Origin of the sequence: Rhizobium sp. 2YAF20 (assembly GCF_052114685.1) — a bacterium.
In the GTDB taxonomy this organism is placed as follows: Bacteria; Pseudomonadota; Alphaproteobacteria; order Rhizobiales; family Rhizobiaceae; genus Rhizobium.
This window is the reverse complement of sequence record NZ_JBFRFF010000048.1, coordinates 1-25,382: the sequence shown is the minus strand read 5'-3', so window position 1 is coordinate 25,382 and position 25,382 is coordinate 1. Positions and strand designations below refer to the sequence as shown.

28 protein-coding genes are annotated in these 25,382 nt (G+C 58.4%); 9 read left to right on the top strand and 19 right to left on the bottom strand.

Features of this window, described 5'->3' with window-relative positions:
• Positions 1–249 precede the first annotated feature (249 nt).
• From AB4Z52_RS31550 to AB4Z52_RS31490, 13 genes are read right to left on the bottom strand one after another with little or no spacing between them, the layout of a single operon-like run.
• Entirely contained in the window at positions 250–2,610 is a 2,361-nt protein-coding gene (locus AB4Z52_RS31550; RefSeq protein WP_442221810.1) for a type IV secretory system conjugative DNA transfer family protein, read from the bottom strand.
• A complete protein-coding gene (gene virB11, locus AB4Z52_RS31545; RefSeq protein WP_442221809.1) occupies positions 2,610–3,734 on the bottom strand; it encodes a P-type DNA transfer ATPase VirB11 in 1,125 nt (374 codons plus the stop codon). The genes AB4Z52_RS31550 and virB11 overlap by 1 nt, the downstream gene beginning before the upstream one ends.
• The gene (virB10, locus tag AB4Z52_RS31540) at positions 3,682–4,953 is read right to left on the bottom strand and encodes a type IV secretion system protein VirB10 (protein WP_442221808.1); all 1,272 of its coding nucleotides are present in this window, start codon (positions 4,951–4,953) and stop codon (positions 3,682–3,684) included. The genes virB11 and virB10 overlap by 53 nt, the downstream gene beginning before the upstream one ends.
• A complete protein-coding gene (locus AB4Z52_RS31535; RefSeq protein ID WP_442221807.1) occupies positions 4,943–5,749 on the bottom strand; it encodes a TrbG/VirB9 family P-type conjugative transfer protein in 807 nt (268 codons plus the stop codon). Before AB4Z52_RS31535 ends, virB10 begins: the two co-directional genes overlap by 11 nt.
• Positions 5,746–6,495 (bottom strand): virB8 family protein, encoded by a 750-nt coding sequence (locus tag AB4Z52_RS31530; RefSeq protein WP_442221806.1) that lies wholly within the window; start codon positions 6,493–6,495, stop codon positions 5,746–5,748. Before AB4Z52_RS31530 ends, AB4Z52_RS31535 begins: the two co-directional genes overlap by 4 nt.
• Positions 6,496–6,527: 32 nt before the next feature.
• Positions 6,528–7,553 (bottom strand): type IV secretion system protein, encoded by a 1,026-nt coding sequence (locus AB4Z52_RS31525; RefSeq protein ID WP_442221805.1) that lies wholly within the window; start codon positions 7,551–7,553, stop codon positions 6,528–6,530.
• Positions 7,554–7,566: 13 nt separating this feature from the next.
• Positions 7,567–7,749, bottom strand: a complete 183-nt coding sequence (locus tag AB4Z52_RS31520; RefSeq protein ID WP_442221804.1) for a hypothetical protein — start codon at positions 7,747–7,749, stop codon at positions 7,567–7,569.
• Between the two features lie 26 nt (positions 7,750–7,775).
• The gene (locus tag AB4Z52_RS31515) at positions 7,776–8,513 is read right to left on the bottom strand and encodes a type IV secretion system protein (RefSeq protein ID WP_442221803.1); all 738 of its coding nucleotides are present in this window, start codon (positions 8,511–8,513) and stop codon (positions 7,776–7,778) included.
• A 13-nt stretch (positions 8,514–8,526) separates the two neighbouring features.
• Positions 8,527–9,192 (bottom strand): hypothetical protein, encoded by a 666-nt coding sequence (locus AB4Z52_RS31510; RefSeq protein WP_442221802.1) that lies wholly within the window; start codon positions 9,190–9,192, stop codon positions 8,527–8,529.
• Positions 9,192–11,669: a VirB4 family type IV secretion/conjugal transfer ATPase gene (locus AB4Z52_RS31505; RefSeq protein WP_442221801.1), complete on the bottom strand. Its 2,478-nt coding sequence runs from the start codon at positions 11,667–11,669 to the stop codon at positions 9,192–9,194. The genes AB4Z52_RS31510 and AB4Z52_RS31505 overlap by 1 nt, the downstream gene beginning before the upstream one ends.
• Before the next feature lie 11 nt (positions 11,670–11,680).
• Positions 11,681–11,977, bottom strand: coding sequence for a type IV secretion system protein VirB3 (locus tag AB4Z52_RS31500; RefSeq protein ID WP_442221800.1), 297 nt, complete (start codon positions 11,975–11,977; stop codon positions 11,681–11,683).
• Positions 11,977–12,330 carry a TrbC/VirB2 family protein gene (locus tag AB4Z52_RS31495; RefSeq protein ID WP_442221799.1) on the bottom strand — a complete coding sequence of 118 codons (354 nt, stop codon included), beginning with the start codon at positions 12,328–12,330 and terminating at the stop codon, positions 11,977–11,979. The genes AB4Z52_RS31500 and AB4Z52_RS31495 overlap by 1 nt, the downstream gene beginning before the upstream one ends.
• A 17-nt stretch (positions 12,331–12,347) precedes the next feature.
• The gene (locus AB4Z52_RS31490; protein WP_442221798.1) at positions 12,348–13,052 is read right to left on the bottom strand and encodes a lytic transglycosylase domain-containing protein; all 705 of its coding nucleotides are present in this window, start codon (positions 13,050–13,052) and stop codon (positions 12,348–12,350) included.
• A gap of 92 nt (positions 13,053–13,144) precedes the next feature.
• Here AB4Z52_RS31490 and AB4Z52_RS31485 point away from each other — a divergent pair, with 92 nt between their 5' ends.
• The 9 genes from AB4Z52_RS31485 (at position 13,145) to AB4Z52_RS31445 (ending at position 17,357) form a co-directional block, all read left to right on the top strand.
• Positions 13,145–13,615 carry a hypothetical protein gene (locus AB4Z52_RS31485; RefSeq protein WP_442221797.1) on the top strand — a complete coding sequence of 157 codons (471 nt, stop codon included), beginning with the start codon at positions 13,145–13,147 and terminating at the stop codon, positions 13,613–13,615.
• Between the two features lie 48 nt (positions 13,616–13,663).
• Complete coding sequence (locus AB4Z52_RS31480) at positions 13,664–14,044, top strand: hypothetical protein (protein WP_442221796.1); 381 nt, start codon at positions 13,664–13,666, stop codon at positions 14,042–14,044.
• A gap of 18 nt (positions 14,045–14,062) precedes the next feature.
• Positions 14,063–14,512: a hypothetical protein gene (locus AB4Z52_RS31475; RefSeq protein WP_442221795.1), complete on the top strand. Its 450-nt coding sequence runs from the start codon at positions 14,063–14,065 to the stop codon at positions 14,510–14,512.
• A complete protein-coding gene (locus AB4Z52_RS31470) occupies positions 14,509–15,177 on the top strand; it encodes an acyltransferase (RefSeq protein WP_442221794.1) in 669 nt (222 codons plus the stop codon). Before AB4Z52_RS31475 ends, AB4Z52_RS31470 begins: the two co-directional genes overlap by 4 nt.
• A complete protein-coding gene (locus tag AB4Z52_RS31465) occupies positions 15,174–15,764 on the top strand; it encodes a thermonuclease family protein (RefSeq protein ID WP_442221793.1) in 591 nt (196 codons plus the stop codon). The genes AB4Z52_RS31470 and AB4Z52_RS31465 overlap by 4 nt, the downstream gene beginning before the upstream one ends.
• A gap of 61 nt (positions 15,765–15,825) precedes the next feature.
• The gene (locus tag AB4Z52_RS31460; protein ID WP_442221792.1) at positions 15,826–16,161 is read left to right on the top strand and encodes a DUF736 family protein; all 336 of its coding nucleotides are present in this window, start codon (positions 15,826–15,828) and stop codon (positions 16,159–16,161) included.
• Between the two features lie 4 nt (positions 16,162–16,165).
• Complete coding sequence (locus AB4Z52_RS31455) at positions 16,166–16,633, top strand: thermonuclease family protein (protein ID WP_442221791.1); 468 nt, start codon at positions 16,166–16,168, stop codon at positions 16,631–16,633.
• Between the two features lie 212 nt (positions 16,634–16,845).
• Positions 16,846–17,073, top strand: a complete 228-nt coding sequence (locus tag AB4Z52_RS31450; RefSeq protein WP_442221790.1) for a hypothetical protein — start codon at positions 16,846–16,848, stop codon at positions 17,071–17,073.
• Positions 17,052–17,357 carry a type II toxin-antitoxin system RelE/ParE family toxin gene (locus AB4Z52_RS31445; RefSeq protein ID WP_442221789.1) on the top strand — a complete coding sequence of 102 codons (306 nt, stop codon included), beginning with the start codon at positions 17,052–17,054 and terminating at the stop codon, positions 17,355–17,357. The genes AB4Z52_RS31450 and AB4Z52_RS31445 overlap by 22 nt, the downstream gene beginning before the upstream one ends.
• Before the next feature lie 182 nt (positions 17,358–17,539).
• On the opposite strand, the gene AB4Z52_RS31440 is transcribed toward AB4Z52_RS31445, so the two are convergent.
• The 6 genes from AB4Z52_RS31440 to AB4Z52_RS31415 form a co-directional block, all read right to left on the bottom strand.
• Positions 17,540–17,902, bottom strand: a complete 363-nt coding sequence (locus AB4Z52_RS31440) for a hypothetical protein (RefSeq protein WP_442221788.1) — start codon at positions 17,900–17,902, stop codon at positions 17,540–17,542.
• A 239-nt stretch (positions 17,903–18,141) separates the two neighbouring features.
• Entirely contained in the window at positions 18,142–18,474 is a 333-nt protein-coding gene (locus AB4Z52_RS31435; protein WP_442221787.1) for a hypothetical protein, read from the bottom strand.
• Between the two features lie 353 nt (positions 18,475–18,827).
• Positions 18,828–19,169, bottom strand: a complete 342-nt coding sequence (locus tag AB4Z52_RS31430; protein ID WP_442221786.1) for a hypothetical protein — start codon at positions 19,167–19,169, stop codon at positions 18,828–18,830.
• Positions 19,170–19,361: 192 nt separating this feature from the next.
• On the bottom strand, positions 19,362–19,934 hold the full coding sequence (locus AB4Z52_RS31425; protein ID WP_442221785.1) for a hypothetical protein: 573 nt from the start codon (positions 19,932–19,934) through the stop codon (positions 19,362–19,364).
• A 12-nt stretch (positions 19,935–19,946) separates the two neighbouring features.
• Positions 19,947–20,981, bottom strand: coding sequence for a hypothetical protein (locus AB4Z52_RS31420; RefSeq protein WP_442221784.1), 1,035 nt, complete (start codon positions 20,979–20,981; stop codon positions 19,947–19,949).
• A 165-nt stretch (positions 20,982–21,146) separates the two neighbouring features.
• Positions 21,147–25,382, bottom strand: a 4,236-nt coding sequence (locus tag AB4Z52_RS31415) for a beta strand repeat-containing protein (RefSeq protein WP_442221783.1), incomplete at its 5' end; no start/stop codon positions are given.

Genomic DNA, 25,382 nt, shown 5'->3' with positions numbered 1-25,382 from the left:
ACTTACTAAAATTCTTAAACCTTAGGGTTGCTCCTGTCAATACATACAAAGGGTTAGGCTGGTGAGCTCATCAGCTTTCTAAGACAAAAAAGCCCCGCGGAAGCGAGGCCGAGTCTGATGCTGCTCAGGGAAATATTAGAGCTGCAAATCCAACTCGTCTGCATCGTATTTTGGCTTCATTGACGACAGGCTCCAAAACTTTATCGCGACTTTCTGGCCGGGCTTACAATCACGTTGTTGTTCGATCTATCAGAGGGAAACCAGCAGACGATTCTCCTCCTCGAATTCCGTCATGGAATGTTCCAAAGCAGCCGTAAGATTGGCGAGAGCTGCTGCGAGTGCATCTCGATCGTTATCCTGCTCGCCACCAATCGCGGCTTCCGCAATGCCGGTGACTTGCTCCACGACCTCCTGGGCCGATGAGAACCCAAAATGCAGAAGATTGGTCTCGTCCTCGTCGACATCAAGATGATCCGTCATGGATGATTTGATGCCGGGAATGAAAAACAATTCCTCACGCTCCGCCTTATCGGAGAGCCGTGCGCCAATGACAGCCCAACGCCCCTCAGAGATTGCCTTACGCAGCGGCCAGACCGATGCCATCGCCTGCTCTCTTACGTGTCTGTTCTGCCGAACGAAGCGGCTTTTCTCTCCTTTTATTTCGCCGATCGTTCCAGGCGTAGTCCTCAGTCGAAACAGCAGATCGGCGGTCGGCTGGTCGTCTATCGCGGCTATTGCCGATCGATAAACATGCATAAGCCGCGCTGGTTCGGCGAACACAGCGCCCGCGTGCTCCAACACGATCATCTCGTGGTCGATGGCGGTGGGTTGCCGCTGTTCGCCCTGAACTGCTGGTATATCTACGACAAGCTCCGGTGGCTGAGACGTGAACAGTGGCCATTCGGTCCGGGTTCCGATCTCCGGAATCACAAGCTCGCTCTTCCGTTCTTCAACGTCCCGTCGTCGCGCCAGAAACCGTGCATCGCTGTAGAAGTTCAGCTTGTTCAGGATCGCGCCGTAACCGCCGCGCACCTGCAGGATCGTATTGTTATCGTCCAGCCGCTGGACCGAACCTGGGTCCATCAGCGGCATCAATTCAAACCGACCAGACGATGCCTGCTTTCCGAGGAGAAGCCCTGTCTGCCTCCCCCAACCTTCACGCTCCACATATTTGCGACCGAGATTGTCGGAGACGATCTTGGCCGTGGCGTCGTCGCCGACGGCGATACTGAGCTTGACGTCCATATTGCCAAGAAGTGCATTTCGCGTTTGCTGGCCATAGCGCTCATCAAGCTGCGGAATGTTTTGGGCGACGAGCGCGATCGTCAGTCCGTAGCCGGCGACCAGAGGAGCCCGCCTGATGATTTCCGGCAATCGTTCGAACTGGTAGAACTCATCGAGCATCATGAGGATCTTGTGCGGTTCATCGGCACCAGGGAGGGACCGCAGCATCACATCATGGATCTGTTGGATCAGAAGCCGGATGATCGGCTCCACCGTCCCGAAATCAGAGACAGGCGCTGCGATGAACAGCGAGAACGGCTTGCGACGCAGGTTGCGGATGTCGAAGTCACTTCCCTGGCAAGCCTCAGCAACCAAGAGATTATTGAATGCCGAGAGTGCCGTCGTCACATGGCCCTCGAACGAAGGGCGCTGTTCCTCGTCACGTCCGAGATGCTGGCGAAAGCTGCCAAGAATGAACTGGTCGAGTTCGGGCTCACCGCTGATAATGTCCTGCAACACGGACGAAAAGGAGCGGCCGGTCGAGAACATCCTCAACACGGAGCGCAGGTTGCGGCGACCCTCCATACTCCCCGATTCCAATACGTATCCAAGCACACCGGCAAGCAGCCCCCGCGCCGTCTGTTTCCAGTAGCCGTCCTCCTTCTCCCCGATCGGCAACAGCGTTGCAGCCAGATTGATCAGGTCCGTTGAGCGCTCGGGCCAATCTCGGACAAAGTCGAGCGGGTTCCAGCGATGCGAGCGAGCCGATCCAGGCGCGAAGACAAAGCATTGCTGCCCCATGGCCAGACGGGCTGGTCCCGTCAGTGCGTAGTTTTCCAACTTCACGTCGAGCACGATGACCGATCCTTCGTATTCAAGGAGGTTCGGCATGACGAAACCTCGCCCTTTGCCTGAGCGGGACGGACCGTTGACGAAGAAGTGGCTATCGCCACTATAGCGGACGTCGACCGCATTACGGCCCTTGCCGAAGGTGCCGAGCAGCACCGACTTGCCAGGTGTGCCGCCCAATAGACCCGCACTCTCGAGATCCTTGAGCGTTGCGAAGCGGGAGCCATCAGCTGGCGGGCGGACTTGCCAGGGCCGCTTGATCGCCAGTGTGATCCCAGCAGCTGCGACCGCACTCAATGCCAGCGTCGAGATCGTTGCAGTGGAAATCAATTTCGTGACGATCGGATTTCCAAAATAAACCCAGGCTTGCTTTGCCGGCATCAGCAGGTCGCCGCTGACGAAACTTTTCCACATGGTCGAGCTTTTCAGCAGCAGATAGGAAGCAGCCGCATAGCTTGCCGACCAAGCGTAGAAGGCAGCACCTGCGCCCACGATCGGTCCCGCGACGAGAGCCACGGCTTTCTCGAAGCGGTTCATCAGCCACTCCACTTGCTGAAATAGATCTCGCGCACGCTGCGCTTCATGGTGGCGGGATCGCGGGCCACCTGGATGACGACCGGCACGACAAAGCGCACGAACTCCATCAGCTCCGCCTTGGTGAGGCCAAGCCCTGCCTGCATGGTCGCCATCGCCAGACGCTCATAGGCGCCGCGCGAATTGTCGGCATGCAGGGTCGAGATCGACCCGGGATGACCGGTGTTGACGGCCTGCAGGAAGCTAAAGGCTTCGGCGCCGCGGATCTCGCCCATGAAGATCCGGTCCGGGCGCAGACGAAGTGCCGCCTCCAAGCACTCCTGGATGGTCGTGCGTGCCCTGCCCTGTCCGCCTTTTGAGGTGACGAGCGCCAGATAGTTCGGCTGTGGGGGTTTTAGCTCGCGGGTATCTTCGATCGATACCAGGCGCTCCCATACCGGCACGTCCTTCAAGAGACCGTTGAAGAAGGTCGTCTTGCCGCTCGATGTGCCCCCGGAAATCAACATCGTGATGCGGTTTTCGACGGCAAAGCGCAGCCATTCGCGCCGTGCCGCCGGCGATGGGTCCACTAAGCGCGCGATCAACTGCTGTTCGAGATCGCTTAAGTCCTCGCCAGCCGCCATGCCGGCCCCAGTCGCAACACCGGCCCCACTCACCCTGATACCATCGAGACCGCCGAGCTCGACATAGTCATCGAGCGTCATATCGCGGATGACCTGTTTGCGGATTGCAAAGGCACCGCCCAAAACGGCGACCGGGGACAGCACCGCCTGGAAACGCTCGCCATGGGGCATGGCAGCCGACAGAAGCGGCGTCTCCTCGTTGACGCTCTGCTGCGTTGTGCCGGCAATCATTTGCGCCAGCGCGGTAATTGCCCTTTCATCAAGTGCCGGCGTTGCGTGTCGGATCATGTGACGGCTATTGACGCTTTCGATCCAGATTTCTCCCGGCCGATTGCACATGATCTCGATCACGGCTGGATCCTCCAACCACTTTCGGATCGGCTGGGCAGTCTGCCTGACATAGATAGGCAGGCTGTCCCATAGGGACTTGGGCTCTTCGGATGTCAGCACGTCATTGGCCGGTCTTGCCCGCCGAATTTCTAGTCTGGGCGCGACGAAGTTCATTGACGGCTTCCTTAACCGGATCGGGATAGAGCGAGGAGAAGTCGAGATCCTTGCGAACGAACACCATGATCTCAGTCCCCTGGTCAACATAGATCGTTGGCGGAATGCTGATCGAATCCTTCAGTGCCATGTTCGCCATCTCGGCCATGGTCTGGGACAGGGTCTGCTGCGCCTGGGTTTGCGCATCCGAGCTCGAGGAAGACGACGCACCGGAACTGCTGGATCCGTCACTGTTCAGGCCGGCAATAAAGGAGGAGATGCCTCCAACCATGCTGAGCACCGCAGCCGCGCCAAAACGCTCGAGATAGTGCTTGTCGACGAAGCCGCTAAGACCCGAACGGCCGAGATCGTCCGTTCCATAAGAACCGAGTGCTACGGATGTCCCGTCACTGCGAAGCGCGCGCGTCCAGACGATCAGCACACGCGTCTGGCCGCGCGCCATTCCGCTCTTATACTCTCCCGTCAGCATGGTTCCTTTCGGCAGCAGGATCCGCCGGCCGTCGAAGGAATAGACATCGGTCGAGATGACAGCTCTGACCATGCCGGGAAGATCAGACTGGATCGCCGTTTCGAGCACCCCGCGGATCAACGTCCCCTGGGGAATGAGAGCGTCAATCCGATCGTTGCGGGATGCGGTCACCTTCTCGACGTCCTGAGAACCCACCGACTGCACGAACCTGCGGTTCGGGTCATCGTCGGCGCCGGCGCCCGAACCAGCATTTTGCGCAGATGACGCGCCAACAACGGAAGCAGCACTTTCACCCCTGACGGATTGATCGACGACCAGCATGTTCGAGTGGAGCCGGGCCTGCCGAAACTCCTCTTCCTTCTTCGCCCGCTCCGCCGCCTCAGCAGCGCGTCGTGCCGCCTCCTCGTCGATGGCCGGGGGCGCGACGACGGGGGCGATGATCTGAGGTGGCTGGACCACGATCGGATTTGGTGTTGGCGGCACAAGGACCAGCTTGTTGTCAGACGGGGGTGGAGGTGGGTTCTCGGGGTCGAAGTTCAGGTGAGCGCCATGACTGGCCGTCTTGAACGCCTCGTTTGCGTCCGTTTTCCCAGCATTCTGTGGCCTGATGAAACTGACATAGCCGGCATAGGCAAGCACCACCAGAGCGACTGAGGCGAGCAGAACCGGCATCAGCCTGCCTCGCCCGCTCCCAGCCGGCCGGGCAACCGTTTCGACAATGCGCGCCTCTTCCTCAAAATCAATGGCCATGGCTGATCTCCTGCGGCTTTACCTCAGCTTGCTTCTGTGTGCCGATCGGGGGTTTCATATTGAAGACGCAGGTCACGACCTTGCCGGCCCGCAAGGTCCATTGGCGGGCAACCTTGTCGACGACGATGTAGCCGCCCTCACGCCGGTAGTTGACGAGGGATTCGCTGCCATCGGATTTGACGGCGAACAATGCCGGCACCTCGCCGCTGAACTGGAAGAAGGTCTTCGTGCCGTCGTCGAACATCGCGCTGGGCCTGACGTCGACCGCGCCCTTATAGCCATAGTCGTAGTTGATCCGGCCAGGGTTCGCCAAAGCCTGGCGAATATTTGGCATCGCCGCGTTCTGGCGGGCGGCCGCCAGCAGATTGGCATCTGCCAAATCCTCCGGATAGGAGAACCGAAGTTTGATGACGGCGCTTTTCGTGTTGCCCGGCTTGGCCCCATTCAGAAAGAAGGTGTAGACCCGCTTCGACGTCACCACGTTCATATTGGTTTGCGCGTCAGGTTGCAGCGGCTTGATGAACAGGAAGCGCTTCGACTGATCTGGAACGGCCTGCCACGCCAGGCTGTCGCCCATGGCAACGGTTGCGATCTGTTCGTCCTCGTTAAAGACAATCATCGTCGACACACCCATCATGCCGGCGAGATAGACGACATTGTCCTTCTGGAACGGTACGGTGCGAATGCGGGCGTCGGCCCTGACCGATTGCGGCTGCACTTCCGCGAGAACGACGGGTGGGCGGGCAAGCACGATTGCCGCGGCGATGCCGGTCGTAAGAAAATGCCTTGTCCTCACTGGGTCTCCTCCCCTGACGTGACCGTTTCCTGATCGCGCCGATATTCGGTCACCTGAAACCCGAGAGGATTGTCGAAGCGCCAATCGTTTCGCATCGGTTCCGAGGTATATTTGAAGCGGACATTGGCGACCCAATGGTCAGTAGTCGTCGGACCGGATGTGCCGGAGCGCGTCGTCGAGAAGCGAACGGCCGCCGTATTGTCATTCAGGAAGATAACGCTCTTGACGAAGACACTGACAGCGGCGTTGGCACCGTAGACCTTGACGGGATTGTTCGGATTTGCGCCGGTATAGCTGTTTGCCAGATCGGCGGCAGCTTTGCCGGTTGAATAAAGCGACGCCAGATCGAAATTGTCGCGCAACCCCTTGGGGTCGTAGGTTTCGCGGGCACGGATGAAGCGCACGATGTTGGCCCGCGTCACCGCTTCATTCTGGGTGAGATCACCACGCTGCTGCAGCGGCCGGCTTGCCTCGACGTAGCCTGTGGTCTTGTCGACCTCGAGCACAACGACATCAAAGGATTTTAGCGGCAGGAGCATCCAGAGAAGGCCGATCGCCGCCGCCAAGGCAACGCCAAGCAGCACTGCGACCATCCTCCAGGCTGCGCGAGAGATGGCCACAGAGCGGTAGACCGAGCGCTCCCATTGTTCGCCTTCGCTGTAATAGCGGGAATCGATTACCCCAGCTGACGCGTCAGGGCCGGCTGACGCATCGCGGTCAACCGCCCCGTTGTCTTTCCTAGCCATTCTCTGATCTCCGAGGATCTTTATTGACATGCTTATTTGCGGGCGTTCGCGGCTGCAGCGCGCACCTGCGCGGCCGCTGGATCGCCATCACCGATCGTCGCTCCGCCGCCGTGTCGTTGATTGAACAGATAGTCGCCGGCCTGGGCGATGCCGCGCCCAGAGCCGAAGGCGGCTCTCCAGCTAAGCCTTGCCGTCATTACGCCTGCCGCGGCACCGAGCGCGTCTATTCGCGGGCCGCCGCCGGCGATTGCCAGGGCAATCGAGATCGAGTGGGTCAAGAGAAAGGCTGTGACAATCGACATCAGCATGAAGGGAGCCAATGTCGTCATGTTTGCCGCACTGGCATCGGCGGTCAGCGCATCGACCCTGCCCTTCAGCAGCGTCAGCATAAAGCCCAGAATGACATAGACGATGATCGGCAGCAGCGCGTAACCGGCGAGACTGGAAATCCAGCCGTCCACGACCCGCGATGTCAAATTGAACAGCGCGCAACACAAGACGATTGGCCCGATCGCCAGCAGGATGAACATCGTCATCTTGCCGATCATCAGCAGCGTGACGGCGATGGCGCAGAGAATGCAGACAACTGCGAGCACGACGATGGCAAGGATGTACATGCCGACAGCCGTGATGCCACCGGCATCGACCATGGCCTTGACCACGGCAATGCCGCTATTCCAGATATCGGTGAGCCCTTGCGTGACCGACGAGCCTGAACTGCCGTCGCCGCCGCAATTGCTGCCGCCGGTCGACTGGCAAACAATCGTCGCCATACCATCGGGCGCCTCCAGCAAAGGCTGGACGATCAGTGGCTGATAGGTGGCCCACGACACGATCAGCGTGTAGCAGATGAATGCCCGACCAAACCGCCAGACGAACGCGCCGGCCGTCATCTGCGCACGACCGAACAGCATCTCATATCCCCACCAGACCACATAGACGGTGAGCCCTGCCAGGAACAACGGCCCGAGATAACTGGCAAGCGTCGTATACATGGTCTCAACCGCGCTGACGCCCATGCTGTCGATCTTGCCAAACAGAATATCGAACGGGTTCATGCTGCCTCGCTGATCAAAGAATGGTCACGGCCTGTTGGTGGACCATCGGCCCGCAGTTTTCGTTGACGCCACTGGCATAGGCCTGCGAGGAGAAGAACGAGCTTGTCTCAACCGAGCACGGAGCTTTGAGCTCCTTATGCCCAGCGCATCCCGGCAATGCCGCAAAGGCGGCAACCACCAGTGCGAGGAATGGCATCTTAAACGTCCGTATGGTCATCGCTTTCATTGCCCCACGAACGAAACTTGGCCCGCGTCATAGGTCATGAACTGAGCCGTCGCCGCTTCCGCTGCCAGTTGCCGCATCTGTTCGGCATTGAGGGCAGCGTTTCCGGTGTTCACGGCGCCGACGAGCTCGTTGACCGTTTGCGCGGTCTGCGTCTGGACTTGCGAGTTCTGATCGATCGAGCCCTTGATGTCGGTTGCTGTTCCGATCTGTCCCTGAACAGCCTGAAACGCTGCCGAGCGCTGCTGCGCACTGTTTTGCGTTCCGGCGATCGAGGCGGTGAGCGCGGTCGCAGTATTCACCAGGCCTTGATAGGCTTTGTCACCGCGCGTCAAATTTGCGCTTCCGGTCTCGCCGGACAACGACTTGACCAGGTTCAGACCGTTGAGGATCGTTGCAGCAGTATTGCCGTATGAGCCCAGATTGCCCCAGGACATCTGCCCGCTGAGCAGCGAGGAAAAGTCAGGGGCATTGCCGATCGAAAAGCCCGAGCCAAGAGCCGCACCCGCAATTTCGCTGGTGGAGCGATTTCCGGTGACAGCGGCAAGCGTCCGGTTCACCGTTTGCAGGATATCGCTATTCGACGACATGATCTCCGCCGTATTCGAGGCGGTCTTGGTTGCCTGTGACAGCGTCGCATCGTCGATAACTGGAACCTGGGCAAAAACAATGCCGCATGGAACCGCCGTCATTACCGCGACCAAGGCAGCTTTGGACGAGATGTTGAATGTCTTCATCGGGTGAGCTCTCCTACTCATTGCCACCATTGCCGCCATTGCCGCCGACGAACGACACCGAGCCCGGATCGTAGGCCATGACTTTTGCCGCAGCACTGTCCGCTGCGGCTTGATCGACAAGCCGCTGGTTTCGTAGTCGAACCGTTGTTGTCACCGCCTGGATGGCCTGGTTCCAGATCTGGGCGCCCGACAGGCGCGCCGCGGTGTTCTGGTCGAATGCGCCCTGCAGGGAGTTGGCAGAGCCAATCGCGGTTGCCTGGTTCTTGAGTGTCGATGTGTTAGCGTTGATCGCGGCTGCGACTGCTGCCAGCGCGTTCACCACCTGGCCGACGTTCTTCGTCTTCAGCGCCTGGACGCTCTGACCGACGGCCAGAAGGATCGACAGGTCGCTGTTGGCAATCGAGGTTCCGGAAAGGGGTGACCCGCTGACTGCCGCTCCGTTGACCTGCTGCATGCCGGCAAGATCGGCTTTGGTCGTCACACTTGACGTGACACCACGCGAGGGTGTCACGGAAGATTGTTTGAAGGTTCGCGCTCTCTGCATGCACACCGCCGTGTTGGTCTCCTCTTTCGTCCGGGCTGCATCATTGACCGGTACTTGCGCCGCAGCCGGCGAAACGGCTGAAGCCATCGCCAGCGGTACCAGGCACAAAGCGCTGTGCAGATGGCGTATCCTCATTACTGTTCCTCCATCTGCTCAAAGGAATAGGCAGGCACTTCCCGCGAGGAAGCCTCCTCCTGCCAGGAGGGCTCCTCGTCCCAGCCGCAAAAGTATGGGAGCCAATTTTCCGGGGCATCGCCGTAGCGCCGACGCAGGCGCTCACATTCGGCGACCGTTTCCGCTCGGCCGGACAGGACCTTGATGAAGTCTGGGAGTGCGGAGAGATCCAGACGCGCGATCACGCTGTCATGGTCATGTTTGACCAGGAATTGACGGCTGCTCGAAGACGTCGATTTGACCCATTCGAACTCAACTTCTGAAAGCCCGAAGCCATTGACATAGCTGTCCCGATCGGCTTTCGGATTGGGGAAGAAGATGGTCGTCGGGCTTTGCTCAAGCAGCGTATGGGCGATCCGCGATGTCGTGATGTCACGAGCCGATTGCGTGCCAATCCCGACAATGCCGTTCTTCTTGCGGATGGTTTTCAGCTGGTCGTTGATGAAGGCGCCGGCCCTGTCGTCGCCCAAGAGCTTCCAGCCCTCATCGACGAACAGCATCATCGGCCGCTCGCCGTCGAGCATCTGGCCGATCCGGAAGAAGATGTAGCCGAGTGCTGCCGTGCGGATCTCCGGATCGTCGAGCACGGCCGTCAGATCAAAGCCGAAGACGCCGCGATCCGCATCCCAAAGATCCACCGGATTGTTGAACAACCATCCGCGGGTATCGCACCACGCCTCAAAACGCGATGCCAGATCGTCGCGGCCGGCAACCTCGCCGCCCCGCAACAGGTGGACGACGTCCGAGAACAGCCGCTCGCGGATCGGTACATTGAAGATATGCTCGACGGCGCGGGCCAGGATTTTCTCCTGCTCGGGACCAAGCTTTTCGGTCTCGTCCTTCGGCCGAACCAAATAGCTCAAGAGATCGTAGACGAAGGCCCTGTTGTCGGGACTGTCTTCGAGCTGCAGCGGATTGAAACCAGTTGGAATACCCGGCTGCAGCACCTCGTACTGACCGCCACAGGCCCGAATAAAAATCTCGCCGCCGCGGTCCTTGTCGAAGAAAGCGCAACGCGGCTGCGGTCTCGCGCGCATCGCCTGCGACAGCAGAAACAGCAGCGCCACCGTTTTGCCCGACCCTGTCGGGCCGGTGACGATGAAGTTGCCGACTTCGCCCTTATGGAAATTGAAGAAATACGGTGTCATTGACGTCGTCTGCAGCAACGACACCGCCGGTCCCCAGTGATTGCCAGTGGGCTTGCCGAGTGCAAAATTATGGTAGGATGCCAGTCCGCAGAAATTGCGTGACGAGATCAGCGCGCGCCTGGCGATATAGGAAAAGTTGCCCGGGAGCTGGGCGTAAAACACCGGTTCGGCATTCAGATCCTCGCGCACCACCACCATGCCGGCATTCTGTAATTCCTTGGTGATGGCTTGGGCGCTGGACTCGGCTTCCTTGATGGCATGCCCAAGCGCCATGACCGACAGATGGTGATAGCCCATCACTGATCGGCCATTGACCAACTCGTCTCTGGCAATCGAGATCGCGCTTTCGAGGCTGGTGCCGCGTTCGTCCGACACACTGATCTGCCGTTCGATCCGATCCATCTCGGAAAGGATTGGCGCACGATCCTGCAGGGCAAAACTCTGCGATAGGATGAATTCCCCGGGGACTTTTAGCAGCCCATCGATCATGCCGGCTGCGGTATAGGGTGGGTATTCGCGGATCGACAGCATCACACCGAACCGCGTTTCGCTGTCGCTACCACCCCGCATCTCGAACAGGCGCCGACCAAAGGTAATTCGCCGGGTCGGCAGATACTCGTCGAGCGGCATACGCGGCAGTGCCATGTTGACCTGTTGGCCGCCATTCAAAAGCATGGCCAGGAACTCGAGCGGCTCAGAAAAGACGCTTCGCTCCCGAAGCACGGCTTTCAGGATCCGGGCGCCATAATGTTCCATGCCCTTGACGATGTTGGCGACGTGCTGGCGCAGTTCCTGCCGCGCCTCGCGATCGAGCGCCCGCTCCGACACACCGGCCGCCTTGCGGAAGCGGGATAGTAATCCATCCGCCAGTCCGACCTTGCCCTGAAAACCGCGCCGGATGATCGTCAGGTGAAGCTCGTTGGTGTACATGCGGCTGTCAGTGAGGCCGCGCATATAGCGCTCATTGAGATCTCGGCAGAACGGAATATCGAACGCGCCGCCGATATCAGGCGGTATCCGGCGCCGCACGATATGGGAGTAAACTGCAAACCGGCTGTCGGCGAGCGCTCGAACCAACGTGTTGCGAGCCGTCGCCTCGACATCGATGATCTGCTGATCGGCGGTCTGATGGCAGAAGCCGTCGACCTTGATGATCGTCAGCAGCATCCCGTCCTTGGTCCGCAGCGTTTCCTCATCGACATGCCTGAGGTAAGGAACATGCGCCGAGATCGGTTTTTCCCTGCCAATCTCGGCGCCAAATCGAAAATCCCTACGAACTGCCTTTTGCATCGTTGCTCCCCTTACGGCCTATAGGAATTGCCGCCCCAGAAGTGACGGTTCTTCGTCCAGGGGCATTTGGCGATCCGCACCCGAACGACGTTTGCCAGGTGCGGATCGCGCACCGTGATGACATAGGCGCCCGCATGCAAAGGTAAAAACAGGAGAAACATTGCGAGGTTCTTCGTGTTGAGGAACGTCATGACGACGATCATCAACTCGCCGACGAACAGACCGATCGGCACGCCCCAGAACATTCTCGGTCGGGTGAGACCGAGAACAAGCGGGGCCACTTCCGCCTTTGCCTGGGCCTCGCTCATCAACCGCCCAATCCGGAAGACATCGACTGCACCAGTTGTGAGCCGCCAAAGATGAAGGCGATGCCAACGATGATGGAGAAGCACCAGCTCCACGGGATCCGGCTCGTCAGCGCCATATATCCCACCGCCGCACAGGCGATGGTCGCCGCTGTCGTCGCAAACGTTCCAGTCATGAAGTTGAGGAGTGTCGTGAACACCGAATTGATCGGCTGGAAAATATCGCCGGCGGCATAAGCCATATCGACATTGCCGATCGCCAAAGCGCCGGCGATGCCCGCAAGGACCAAACTATTTCCATTGATCGGTCTTAAGGATATCGCGGACCGAGCGAGATCATACAGCTTTGCCTTCATCTGGGTCTCCTTTTGGGCTACTGCACGTATAGAACCGAGCCGCCGATCCAGTCGTGATCGCCGGCTTGCGTTTTGGTTTGATTGATGGGGATTGGCTTGTCGGGGGACGGCACTTCCGCCAGCAAGTCGACATCAGCCGCAGCGGCGCGAGCCTCCAACTTGACGGCCTGGCCGCCCCGCTTGCCGCCCTTCAGCACATTGTCAAAGCCAAAATAGGCGTTGGTGACCAAGGCAGTGTAGGAAACGGTCTCGGCGATGTCAGGCACGCCACGCGCTGCAACGACACGACCCTCTCCCGCATTATACGCCGCAACCACCAGCATGATGTTTCCGCCGAACATGGCGGTCAGATCCTTGAGGTAGCTGACGCCGCCACGAATGTTCTGAGCGGCATCGCAAATGTCCGCCACCTTGTAGCGCACGGCCGTTGCCGGCATGAGCTGCATGGGACCACGGGCACCCGCCGGTGAATTGACCCGCCGACCGAAGCCTGACTCCTGATCGGAAATTGCCAGCGCCAATCTGATGTCAACGCCTTGGCGCTGCGTCTCTTCTGCGATCAGCTGCTGAATAGTCTGCGCATCCACTGCGCCATCGGTGCAGTCGGAAGAGCCAGTGACGGAGACGGCGGTCGAAATTGGCGACGCGTCATTTGCCAAAACCAGCGAAGGAAAAACAAGGTTTGCGACAAGCGCCGCAGCGCGCATGGAGGCTATGGACATTTGCGTCTCCTGATTTATATAGTGCATATATATAAATTCATGAGCCATACGCAAGTGGCTTTGTAAACAGTTTGTAACTGGTGGGTATCCCTATGTCATCGATCACCCGATGCGGTATTTTTGCCTCGGCCACGCTCGCTCTTTGGCTCTCTGAGCACCAGCTAGCGCGAGCCGCAGATGCAGATTGGGGTTGTCAGATTGTCCTTTGCGTCGCGGCGCAGACCCCGAGCTGGCACGGTATCCCCTACTGTGTTCCGCCGATGGACAAGCTGATTGCCGCAATGGCGCTGCCCGGCTTTTCCTGGCCGGTCTGCACTGCGGCAGGGACCGGAGCACCTGGCTATGATGAGTTCGAAGATTGCCCGACCGGTTATGTCGAAGCAGAAGCCCAATCCGGACATGGCAGTAACGCGGAACAATATTGCGCCAAGTACACGACCGAGCGCGGCGAGCGGATTGAGATCGATCGTCAACCGCGACCACGAAGGGACAGGCCCTGGTATTTCGACATCAAGCAGAAAGACGGCACAAGCACCCGTGCCTGGTTCGATTTGAAGAAATAGCGGGCGGAAGTATCCGCTTCGCCAAACGCAGGTTCAAAGGAATATGTGATGCCTAAGGAGATCTGGTTCTTCCATCGTCTGGGTCCGATAGAGATCGTCGCTGCGGCGATTGCAATCAGCGGGATCACCACCATCGGCGGACTATGGGTCACATCAGCTGCGAAATCCGCCTACGCGCATCCGCTGGACAACCTCCCCTACACGATTGTCGTGTTCGCGCTCTTTCTGCTGTTCAACGGATTGCTCATCGGGCTCTGCTGTGCGGCAGCAATCTGCATCCTGAAATTCATATACGTGGCCGTCGGCGCATTTTATCGGCTTCTGCGCACTTTGCTGATCCAGCCAATCCATCTTGCGCACCTCATGTCAGCGTTCCTTGCCGCGCTGATCGACAGGTCTCGCGCAATCCGGCGGCGTCTCTCGCGCTAACTTTCCTCGAGGTATCTCATGAAACGCACCCTCGCTGTTTTGGCCACGACCCTGATCCTCGGCCTGGCCTCCACTGACCATGCTTCTGCCCAGGATGGCTATAAGTTGGCGCTTAAACTCACCATCAAGGATGCCACGCATGATCCTGATGGCGTCTGGACCGACGACGATCTCGCCGGCATTCGTCAGACCATGGGAACGGCCAAAATCTACACGGCGCGTATCGAATCTCCATCGGGCACGTGGCTACTGTCCCAGACAAATGGCGATTGCAATTTGCAGGGCATGTGCACCGCGCTGCTCGTGTCGATCAGGCCTAGCGCACCACCGGTGCGGATGGCCAATCCGCAAATGCCGCTCGGCGGCACCGCGATCCTGTCGCCTGATGCCAAAAAACTTACGACCTCGGAAATCGGAGAGAACGGCAAGGCCTTCACCGGCTCCTACGATGTGGAGCCCATTCGATGACAACTGTCGCTCTATCCACATCTGCCTCTCCATGGTTGCCCAACAAAAGAGATCTCTTTGCAAATCTCGGCCTGGCATTCGGCCTTGTCGCATCACTGGCATTCGCCGGCGAAAGTGCCCTTAGCCTGCTGAACGCGGGGATGCCAGCGGGGTGCGCCGAATACGCCTCCAACGTCAGTCACAGCGAAGGAAGCTTCAGCAGTGTTTCCCCCGTCGTCAATGGAACCCGCTGTTACGGCGCCTTCCAATTCTGTGATAGCGGAACGCTGCAAGCCTATTGGGACGGCTCGCGCGAGGATTTTTTGAACAGTCCTTCAGCACAGGTGGCAGCCTGGCAGCGCTATGAACGCGGTCAATGGTACGCCGCCCAGAAAAACGGCATGACAAGCCTGATCGGACAGCAGGTCTGCTACCAAGGCACATGTGCCACGGTTTCGCAATCGTCGATCCTCAAGGCATGTCAGTTTGGCTGCGGGACGGGAGGAAAGCTCTACAACCTTGCAAAGTCCGGCCTCGACTGCAATGCGGCCGGCACGCGCGATGGCGCCGGCACCAGTGTTTGCGCCTACCTGATATCCGGCGCTGGCTACAATGTCGGCTGCGTCACCAATTCCAATGATGGTGTGGACTGCACTCCCGTTGCTGCCAGCGAGGGCCAGCAATGAACGGAACGATCACGAGGATTGCCAAGGTCTTCCTGCTTACCGGCGCCGTGTCAGCCTCCGCTCTTCGAGGTCCAGCCTATGCTCAGGACCCTCAGCCCGCGTCCCACACTTTTGTCGTCCCCCAGTCGGGCGTCACGTTCCTGACCGGCGACAGCTGGCAGCAAGCCAGTCAGACAATGCGCCTCTACGGTGTCCAGGCGTGCATTCGCGGCACTACCTATACCGACAAATCCGGCCAGAAACAGGACTGTGGTGCCGTGTCTCTCGCGATGCTGGCCGCGATCGTCAAGGATACGAAACCCACCTGTGCTCCGGTCGCTCAAGTCATGGCGCCAGCCACCGGCGATTCCTCCACCATCCTCGTGATCTGCTCGGCCCACATCGGCAACAACGCCCTTGACGTCGGCACTGTGCTGATCACCCAGGGGTTTGCGTTCGCCGCAATGGCAAACACCGGTAAGCCAGTCTACCTGCCCTATAGCATCGAGGAGGGGGTCGCGCAGCAATCCCGCGCCGGCCTCTGGGCCTATTCCGACATGCCGCATCCAAACCGGGTGCTGTTTTCGCACTCTGCCAAACCGGAGTGACGCGCTTCGCCATCCCTCACTATTAACATCAGTTCAATCCAAACAAAGGGAGAGCCCCTGCATGACTGCGAATGCAATAGAGCTGACGAACTACGTCGAGTTTGCCGAAGATGGGAAAAGCCTGCGAGGGAACATCGCCTCGATCTCCTACGACATCGATATTGCTGGCGAACCCTACAATAGCGAAAACCCGAAAGCCCCCGTCTATCGCTTGTTCGCCAAGAGCCCGCGCGGCAGGCGGATCGAGGTTGGCGGCATCTGGAAGAAGCAGAACCAGAACGGAGGCGACTACTACACCCTCACCGTCAACACCGGCTATGGCAAGCTCAACGCCAATCTCGGCCGCCATCCAAGCCAGGATGCCGAAGATCTCATGGCCATTATCCCCTGGGACTGATCGGATGAAGAAATTCCGCACCCAAATGGCAGGCGCTGTGGTCGCGACGCTGCTTTCGATCGCCGCCGCCTCGCCTACCGACGCGCGATCGTCGACGGCGTTTGTTTCATTCAGCGTTCACGCAACTTACTGTGAGAACAGCGCCTGCGAGCCGGTCACTTTGCAGATCTCAAATGGCGATGGCTTCATCGTCAACAGATGGGGCAATCATCGAGAGACGATCCGCATCGCCAATATCGATGCGCCGAATGACCGCGCCCGATGCATCGGAGAGAAGGACAGCGCTGAGCGCGCAACGGTCAGGCTTGGCCAGCTCCTGACCGGATCAACCTTCACGATGGCCCGCGTAAGCACGGATCGTCACGGTAATTCGATGGCATTCGTTTCCGTCGATCGCCGCGACCTTGGCCATGAGCTTGTTCGGGAACGGCTGGCCTGGCCGTGGGAGCCGAAGCACCGGTTTTGGTGCTGAACCCACTCCCCCCGTAAGAACGAGTGCCAAAAAAATGCTGCAAGCAGCATGCGAACCCTTGCACTTGCTACCTCCACCCTCGGCGAGACCAAGGTTGCATGTGACCATGCAACCAACAACGAAACGGAGAAAACGCCATGATAACGCGCCCGCTTTCTGATTCGCTCAGCCCCCGCTGGCTTGTTCAGCCAGGGGTGTGATACGCTCGCCCCATGACGAAATTACTTGAACATGCGGTTGATACCGTCCGCGCCCTGCCCCCTGCGATGCAGGACGATCTTGCACGGCTGTTGCTGCAACTCGCTGGCGAGGAGCAACCCATCATTCAGCTTACGCCGGAGGAAGCGGCTTCGTTCGCGGAATCCCGCGCCCAAGCTTCACGTCGCGAATTTGCGACAGACGATGAGGTGCGCGCTGTTTGGGCGAAGCACCGCCTTTGAATCTCCGCTACACCCCGAAGGCACTTGCCGAGCTAGACGATATTCTTGGCTACATTGCCGAGCAATCACCACAAGGCGCGCGTAATGTTCAGGCGCGCATTCAGGCGATCACCACGCTCTTAGTGCAGCATCCCTACTCCGGCCAGCTCACCAGCGAAAGCGGCTTGCGCCGGATCGTGACGCCGCCCTACCCCTATTTGATCTTCTACGAAGTGACGGCCGAGGATGTTGTGATTATCGGCGTTCGCCATGCGGCACGGGAGCCAGAGCAGCCGAACGGCTGATGCGCAAAATTCAAGATTTGAGGGGGCAGATTTTTCGATTTATCCCCACTCAACAGCGGCAATACATCAAATAAATGTCACTTTGCGGCGTGGTGGTTGCATGAGGATTTTGACGATTTCGTCAGCGCTCAGACGCCGACCGACAAGCGTCTTTCTAATTCGCTCAAACGCACGCATTACAATCACTCATCCACTAACCTGCCGCCCCAGCTTATATGCTTTGACGACTTATCCTCAATCATGGTTGTCAATTGCGAAAGTGAAATACCGGGAATCCCCGCAAGTTTCCAAGCCTCGAAATATTCGGGGTAACTGCTGTACACTTTTCCCTCTTTTTTTGCAGTTTTGTGTTCTTTTACGTCGCAGCCAAATTCAAGCATAAAATCTATATGCCTTGTTGCCATGTTTAACAGTCTTCCCGAGTGCCTATCTAGCTTGAGAATTGAATCTATATCCGAATACTCTGATTCGCCCTCCATCATGCCGAGTAATTCGCGAGCTAACCCCAAACTAAGAGCGTCGTCTATCAGGTTTGCCTCTGACATTAGCTATACCTATTTTCCATACTTTACAAATACTCTCATGTTACTGGAAGTGTCCACAACTACAGACTTGTAACCCAGTTGCTGCATCAATTTTCCCAACGGCGTATTCATAGCTGCCTGTTCGGGCGTCATCCCAGACACTGACATCAGTTCATTGTACGCCTGCAGATTCTTGAGCCCAAGCTCACCGGAGACGCTCTTAACGAGGCCCGAGCTGATCGAATCAATCGCTGCTGATATCAACCCTGTACCCATGCCTTGACCTGAATTGCCGCCGTTTGGTTTTCTCCTTCGACAACCACCTGGAAGCCCGGTCGCTCAAGAAGCCCACGAACGGTTTGATCGCCGCCCCTAAATTCGTTGGAGCGAAGGGCCCCGAGCTCGGAGTGCTGGAAGCCGCGGGCAGCGCCCACAATCGCCTTTGAATCGTAATGCTTTCCATTTCGTCGAATGAAGTAGGCTTTTGCCGGTCGGAAGCCATACTTTTGAAGAAAATTCTCTCGACCGAGTTGGTCGAACTCATCCAGCGCAGCGGTGATGGCTGTTGGATCGGTCAAATCTGAAAGCGTCATTCATTCCCCCACGATACAAATCGGCTCCTTCTTCTATAACAGAAGAGCAATTCAACCCACCGATGCATTTGCGAAATCTCGACGGAGACTTGACCGCCGGTTCAAGTTGAGAGTCCATACCGAGAATGGGTGGGCCGACTTTGCTGTCGTGTGCCGCGCTTAGGACTGTCCGGGCTCCACGAGCCTAGATCTAGAACACAACGCCCCAAATACGTGTGTTTCCGCGTGGGGAAACGGGACGCCGACAAGGGTCAATTCGCTACCGAATGATACTTCGCTTAGCAACTGATCCAATGGGTGCGTTGTTAGCCCAACAAGGCTGCAACCATCTCGTCCAACTCGCTTGGGTCGCATCAGACGGAACCTGAGACCAATGGAATAAGTCGTCGAAGGTTATTGATTGATGACAAAACAAGCGAACGTTCCTCTTTGCTGAGAATAACTTCGCTATGGCTATCGCCTGCAACACGTTCCGCCCGATTCAAAGCCATCGCGTAAACAATCTCTAAAGTGCCCCAATGGTTAGTGAACTCGTCCTTCCAGGAAGGAGGCGCCAACTCAAGTGTCGATGCGAGTCCCTTCAAGCGAGACACGAGGAGACCAAGGCTCAATCTCTGCTCCTTAAATAAACTTAGCTGCTCAATCATCAACTGATACTGACATCGATCGTGTGCGTGTTTCAAATCGCCGTTCATCGCTTCTATCTATCGGCTAGTCAAGCCACGTGAAACCATGATGATACTCCAATTATCCGTAATTTATATTACGCATATGTGGAAGTATTCTTCCACAATCTTGTAGGATGTCACAGCGTCGCACTCAGGTGACCGTTACTTACGGTTGTCGAAAGACCCGCTATCGGATTCTTTCGATCAGATGTCGTCCCATCAGTCCGCAATATCACCAACCCAAACTTGATACATTTCCCTCAATTGGCTTTTTTTACGATCAAACGCATAACCGCTGGCAAATACACCTACTATCCATACTGGATTAAGTGGAGAAACCTTGAAACCAGTGACGACGGGCTGTCCGTAGGTGTCACCCATTTTCCTGCCGCTTGTGATCAGTTCCCATTGCAGAGAGGGATAATTCTTTACGAAAACTTCGCCAAAATACATCCCTGTCTTTACTACAAGTGATCTTGATTCACTCGTGAGGACTTTCTTTTCAAATTCCATTGGATACTTCATACTTTTCTCAGTGGCGTCAATTTCTTCTGTCGTCATATCCCTCGTTTTCAATTGCATAGAAAGCCATGTTCCCAGCATATCCAATGAATCAGGCGAAAAATTCGGCTCCCAACTCTCATAACCAATAGATTGATTAACTTTGCTGGTTAAATCTGCGATACATGCGGGTTTACTATCCATAAACCCCCGAAAGAATTCCTTCAGATCCTTTTTGGGCGAATTGATGAACGCCATTGTCACTGGGTTATAGTCGGTTCTAAAAAGCATATGTATTGCACCTTAGTGGATGACGATCTTAATGCCGGCTTTGGTAAGCGCATCGATTAACGGCTGTGAGGGACCGACAATCCCTGTAACAGGGCTGGTATAGAAATTCCACGTGACACCTTCGACTCGGCGCTTGGCCAATAGCTCGGCATCTTTGGCAACTTGTAACATGGTATCGGCATCCAATGACGCGTACCCAGTCTTAGCTTCGTTCGCAATGTTGTCTTCCGTAAGTTGATCAACAACGCGCGTCCCCAGAGTGGTGTCGAAAGGCCTTTGTGACTGCCCGCCCAGCGCCTTGAGGGCATCCTCACCTATTTGCCCAGTAGCGCCAATGCCAAGTGGAAGATTAGGCGATGGCACATTCACCCGACCACTGTCACTCGTCAGAGTGTAATACCTCCCATTAGCGTCAATATAAATCTGATTCCCGGAAGCATCCGTTGCACCGGTTACAGGACTGTATTTTCCAACATTGCCTGCTGCATTACCCGGCCCGGAGACGATCCCCTCCGCATCTGCCATATAGCCATTAGGCAAAGGTTTCACCGCCGTAGAAACTGCTTCTCCTTCGGTAGCTGCACCTAAGCCGAGAAGCTCGCTGCCGCCTGCTCTTATAGCACTCCACTCCGCAAGAGCCGCAAATACGGCGGTGTGTAGCGCGGAGGCAACGACACCAATTGCTGTAGCCCTGCTCGCGCAGCCACTGCCTGGATTGGCTTCGCAATAGCGCGCAACGGCGTAGGCCGAAGCAACATTCTGATCGGTTATTGTATCCGATGTGAGGAAGCCGCTCGTGAGCTGGTTGCCGTCGACCATCTGTCCCGCGGCGGGAATGAGGTCGCTGAGCGCGGTGACATCGCCCTGCAAATACGGTCGAGACGCATCGATCTGTGCTTTGACCTTGTCGACGCAGTCGACCGTGCGGCAGGCGGCGAGCTCGTTATCCTGAGCAATACTTTTTGTCGCTAGGTCGGTGACGGCTTGCGTAACGGCATCTGTGCACGCCTGTGAGTTCTTTTTGTCTCCCTCGCATGCATCCTCCACCTTCTTAATGTTGTCTTGAATCTGGTCGTGAAGCAGATAGTTGTAGTTGAAGTTATCAAGACTTGCCGCCGCCCCCTGTGTACCACCGGCTGCCGCACCAACGAAGGCTGCCGCCCATTCGCCAATCGCGAGCTTCTGCGCATCTGTGAGATCGGGATTGGCCTTCTACATCTGCTGCAGAATGCCGTTGGCGAGTTCTTCCAGCCCTGCGCCTGCGGCTGCCTGTCCAGCATTGCCGCCGGCAAGCTGCGCGATGACGGCGGCGGCTGCCGCATGCAGGGCGATCTTCTCCGGACTGCCTTCGATCCAGTTCATCTTCTCAGCCAGCGAGCCGATCGCCATATTGGCAAGCTGAGACAGTGCCGCCGCACTCTGCTGGGCTGCCTGCAGCTTGCTGATGTCAAATGGATTGACGGTGTTGTTGGCCTTGGAGGCATCGGTGTTGAGACCGGAGAGGTCCTGGCTCTGATTGCTAAGGCTCCAGTTGCCGGGCGTGATCGTCGCCAACGTCTCGCCGTGGTCGCTCTGCTTGGCCGGCTGGCCGACGACGGGCACGGGGATGCCGGGACCAATCAGGCTGACGCCGTAGCTGGTCGATGACGCCGACATCGAGTTTGCGATATTCGAGTAGAGGATCTGGTTGGCGATCAGATCGTTGTTGGCCGGATCGGCGGTCGAGGCGATGATGCCACCTATCAGGTCGACCGTTCCGTTCGTCGTGACATGATAGCCGCCGGAGCCGGCGACGATGCCGCTCTGCTGGGTGACGCTGGCATAGTCGCCGGCGATCGTGCCCTTCTGATAGCCGCCAGAAACCCCGCCGCCGCTGATGGCGAGCGAGGCGCTTTGCGACTTCTCGTCATAGGTTGCGGTGTCCTGGCGGCTTTCGATGGTGATGCCGTTGGCAGCGCTGGCATTGACGGTGTTGCCCGAAAGAACGGCGCCGGCGAGCGTCAGCTTGTCGCCGGCAACGACCGTGACGGTGTTGCTGGCGAAGACGTTCGAATTGACCTGGGTGACGGACGACCCTTGCGACTTGCCCTGACCGCCGCTGGCGCTTGCCGTAAAGCCGGCACTGACTTGGTTCTTGTCGACATCAAAGCCCCAACTATAGCCGACTGCGACGCTGCCGGCGCTGCTGCTGCTCGAGTTCACAGTCGTCGCCGGTACGCTTTCCAGATCGACGTTGCCGGCAGCCGAGATCAGGATGTTGCCGTTGTTGGGATCGTAGGTGGCAGTCGATCTCTCGCCGTCCTTGCCGTAGCCAGCGCTGATCTGCACACCGCGCCCGGTGATATCGCCGGATTCGGCGACGATGGTCACCGAGCTGCCGCGCACTGTCGGAGGGACTGGAATTGAGGTCGTCGATTCCTGCGAGCTCTGGCTGAAGCTGACGCCGGCCGTGATCGAGATGGAGGCGGCAACATCCTTCGTGTGCGAAATCGGATTGGCCGGCGCCAATATTTTTTGAATCGTATTGTAGGCGTTGACGCCTGCAAGCACGGTTGGCGCGATGCCGTAGGCGCTGTTGTCGCTCGCCAAAGTCTTCAGGCCCTGCGCCGCTGCCTGTCCTTCACCGATGAGGGCGGAGGATGCGGTGATGCTGACGCCGGCAAAGAACTCTTTCTGCATCTCCGACGCATTGGTGACGTCGTTGTTGGAGAGCAGGTTGACGCTGTTGCCAGCAACCAGATCCACTGGGCCGGTGGCACGGATTTGGCCGGACTGGTCGTTGATGTCGCGATTGGCAGCGATGGTGATGCCGCCGTCAGCATCGATCGAGGCGACGGCATTGGTGTGGGCGTCTTGCGACCGCTTCTCTTCCGACGAACCGTAGCCGAGACCGACCGAGACACTACCGCTGCCGGTGGAGAACTTGATGCCGACACCGGAGCGCTTGGTGTCGCTTGAGGAGGATTGCTCCTCTGCGCCCGGCGCCATGTTGACGTCGCGCGCCGAGGTAATCACCGTGTCGGCGCCCGAATGGACTGACGAGCCGAACAGGTTGACGTCGCCTTGTGTCGAGGTAATCGACGTCGTCCCGCCCGACGACAGGGAAGAGCCGACATTGTCGGTCTCGCTGTTGCTCTTGGTCTTGTCGCTGCTGCCGTAGATCGAGATGAAACCGCCACCGGAGCCGACACCGATGCCGGACTTCTTCTTGGTGCTGTCGCTCTCGTGTGTCTCTTCCGCCCCCATGATGGCGACGGTCGAGCCGGAGAGGCTGAGATTGCCGCCGGCTGCCATGTTGGAACCGGAGATGACGTTCTCGCCGCCGGCTACTGAGTTAATATTGCCGGTTGCTGAGATCGACGAGCCGACGGTGGCCTCGTCGTAGCTGTGGGTATGGGTCTTCGACGTCGACAGGAAGCCGCTTGACTTGCTGTCGCTTGTCGTCTCGTTGGTGTCCTTGCCGGAGGCGACGAGGATGTTGCCGTTGGCTGCACTCAGGTTGGCATTGGCGGTGTGCGTTGCATCGCCGGCGGCGATCTGCGACGCCGAGATGGTGATGTCGCCTTGGGTGGAGATGACGTTGACACCGGTCTGGCCGGAGATCTCGGAGCCCTTGGCGGTGGCGGTGGTCTCGCTCGCCTTCTTCGAACCGGATTGGCTTGCGGCAGAGGCGCTGTCGGTCGTCTCACCGATGGTGATGTCGTTCTTCGCAATCAGGCTGGCCGAGCCGCCCTTGGCATCGATCGAGGAGCCGATGACGCCGATCGAGCCATTGTCGGCCTCGACGGTGACGCCGCCATTGCCCGAGGTGATCGACGAACCGGTGTTGGTCAGCGAGGCGGAAGTCGAACTGCCGCTCTTGTAGCCGTTGGCCGCACTGGCGGTGGTCTTCGAACTGCTGCTGGTCTCGTTGGCCACTGCCGCGATCGCGATATTGCCGTTCTGCGAGAGGATGCCGATATTGCCTCCGGCGTCGAGCGAGGAGCCGGCGATCAGCACGCCCTGGTCGCCCGCGACCAGCAGGCCGCCGCCGGCAGTCAATGACGAGCCCTGCTCAGTCAGGCTGGTCGTGGTCGTTGTGGTGCCGTCGCGGTCGGCGGAAACGGTCGTATTTTCGGCTGCGGCCGAGACGATGTTGACCGCACCGTTCGAGGAGAGGAGGGACAGGTCACCGCCGACATTGGCGGAGCTTGCGATGATGTTGACGCCATCGGTGCCGGAGATGTTGAGATTGCCGGCCGTCGTCACCTTGGTGCCGATGAGGGCCTGGGTGCCACCATTGTCCTGTTTGACGGCGCCGACTGTCACGGTCTGCCCGGAGAGCTGCGCGGAGCCGCCGCTCGTCACCTTGGTGCCGGTAAGCGTCAGGCTGCCGGCGCCGGCATCGACCTTTAGGCTGCCGCCGGCGGTCACGCCGCCGTTGGCGGCAACCACCGTCTGGCCACCGATATTCATGGTCTGCGCGGCAAGCGTGATGCCGTTGGAGGCATTCAGGTTCATGTTGCCGCCGGCAAGGAACGCGCCGCCATTGGCTTTGATGTCGCTGGCATTGATGGTCATGCCGTCGGCAGCAGTGATGGCACCGGAATTGTTGAGACTGCCGACATCCATGCTGACGGAGCCACCGGAGATGGTGGCAGCGGAGGAGGCGATTTTTGCGCGGTCTGCAGCCGAGAGATAAACAACCGGCACCAGCACCTGGGCGCCATCGATGGTCTCGGTCTGATAGATCACCATAGACTGAGTGAGCGACGCTGCCTGCTCAGGGGTGAGTGCCTGACCGAGGGCAAACCCATGCGCGGCAGCATAGGTGACGCCGTTGTCGAGCAGCGTCTTCATCTGGTCGATGGCGTTGTTGCCGGGGATGAAGGAACCGGCACCTAAGCCGTCGCCGACCAGTTGTCGCAACTGCTCGTCGACGAGTTGATTGTCGAAATAAGCGTCGCCGAGGAACGGGACCTTGGTCTCGGGCGTATAGCCGATGCGATCGATGAAATACCCAGAACCGTAGAACTTCGACACATCCAAGAAGGCTGCCCGCGTCTCGAACAGGAAGACCTGTCCTGGAACCGTGCCGCCGACGCCGCCCGATTGCGGCTTGGCGACGGCAGCAAGCTGAGCGCCGTTGACCGCAAGCGTCTGGGCAAGATTGCCGCTATTTCCAATTGCGATGGTGAGCTTGCCGATCAGGCTGTTCGGATTGGCCGACGCGCCGCCATTGGCCGTCAAGCTATTGCCATTGATCGCCGGGCCGCCGCCAATCGTTGGGCCGCTGCCGGCGGTCGCGCCGCCATTGGAAGCGATGCCCGCAAGGGCTGCATTGACATTGAACAATGCGCCACCGGCCGTCATGCTGTTCAAAGCGCCAAGCGGATTGCTCGCGCTCGCCGGAGCGTCGATCGCCACCTGGCCGGCGATCGAACCGTTGGAGGCCACGTTGTTGACGAC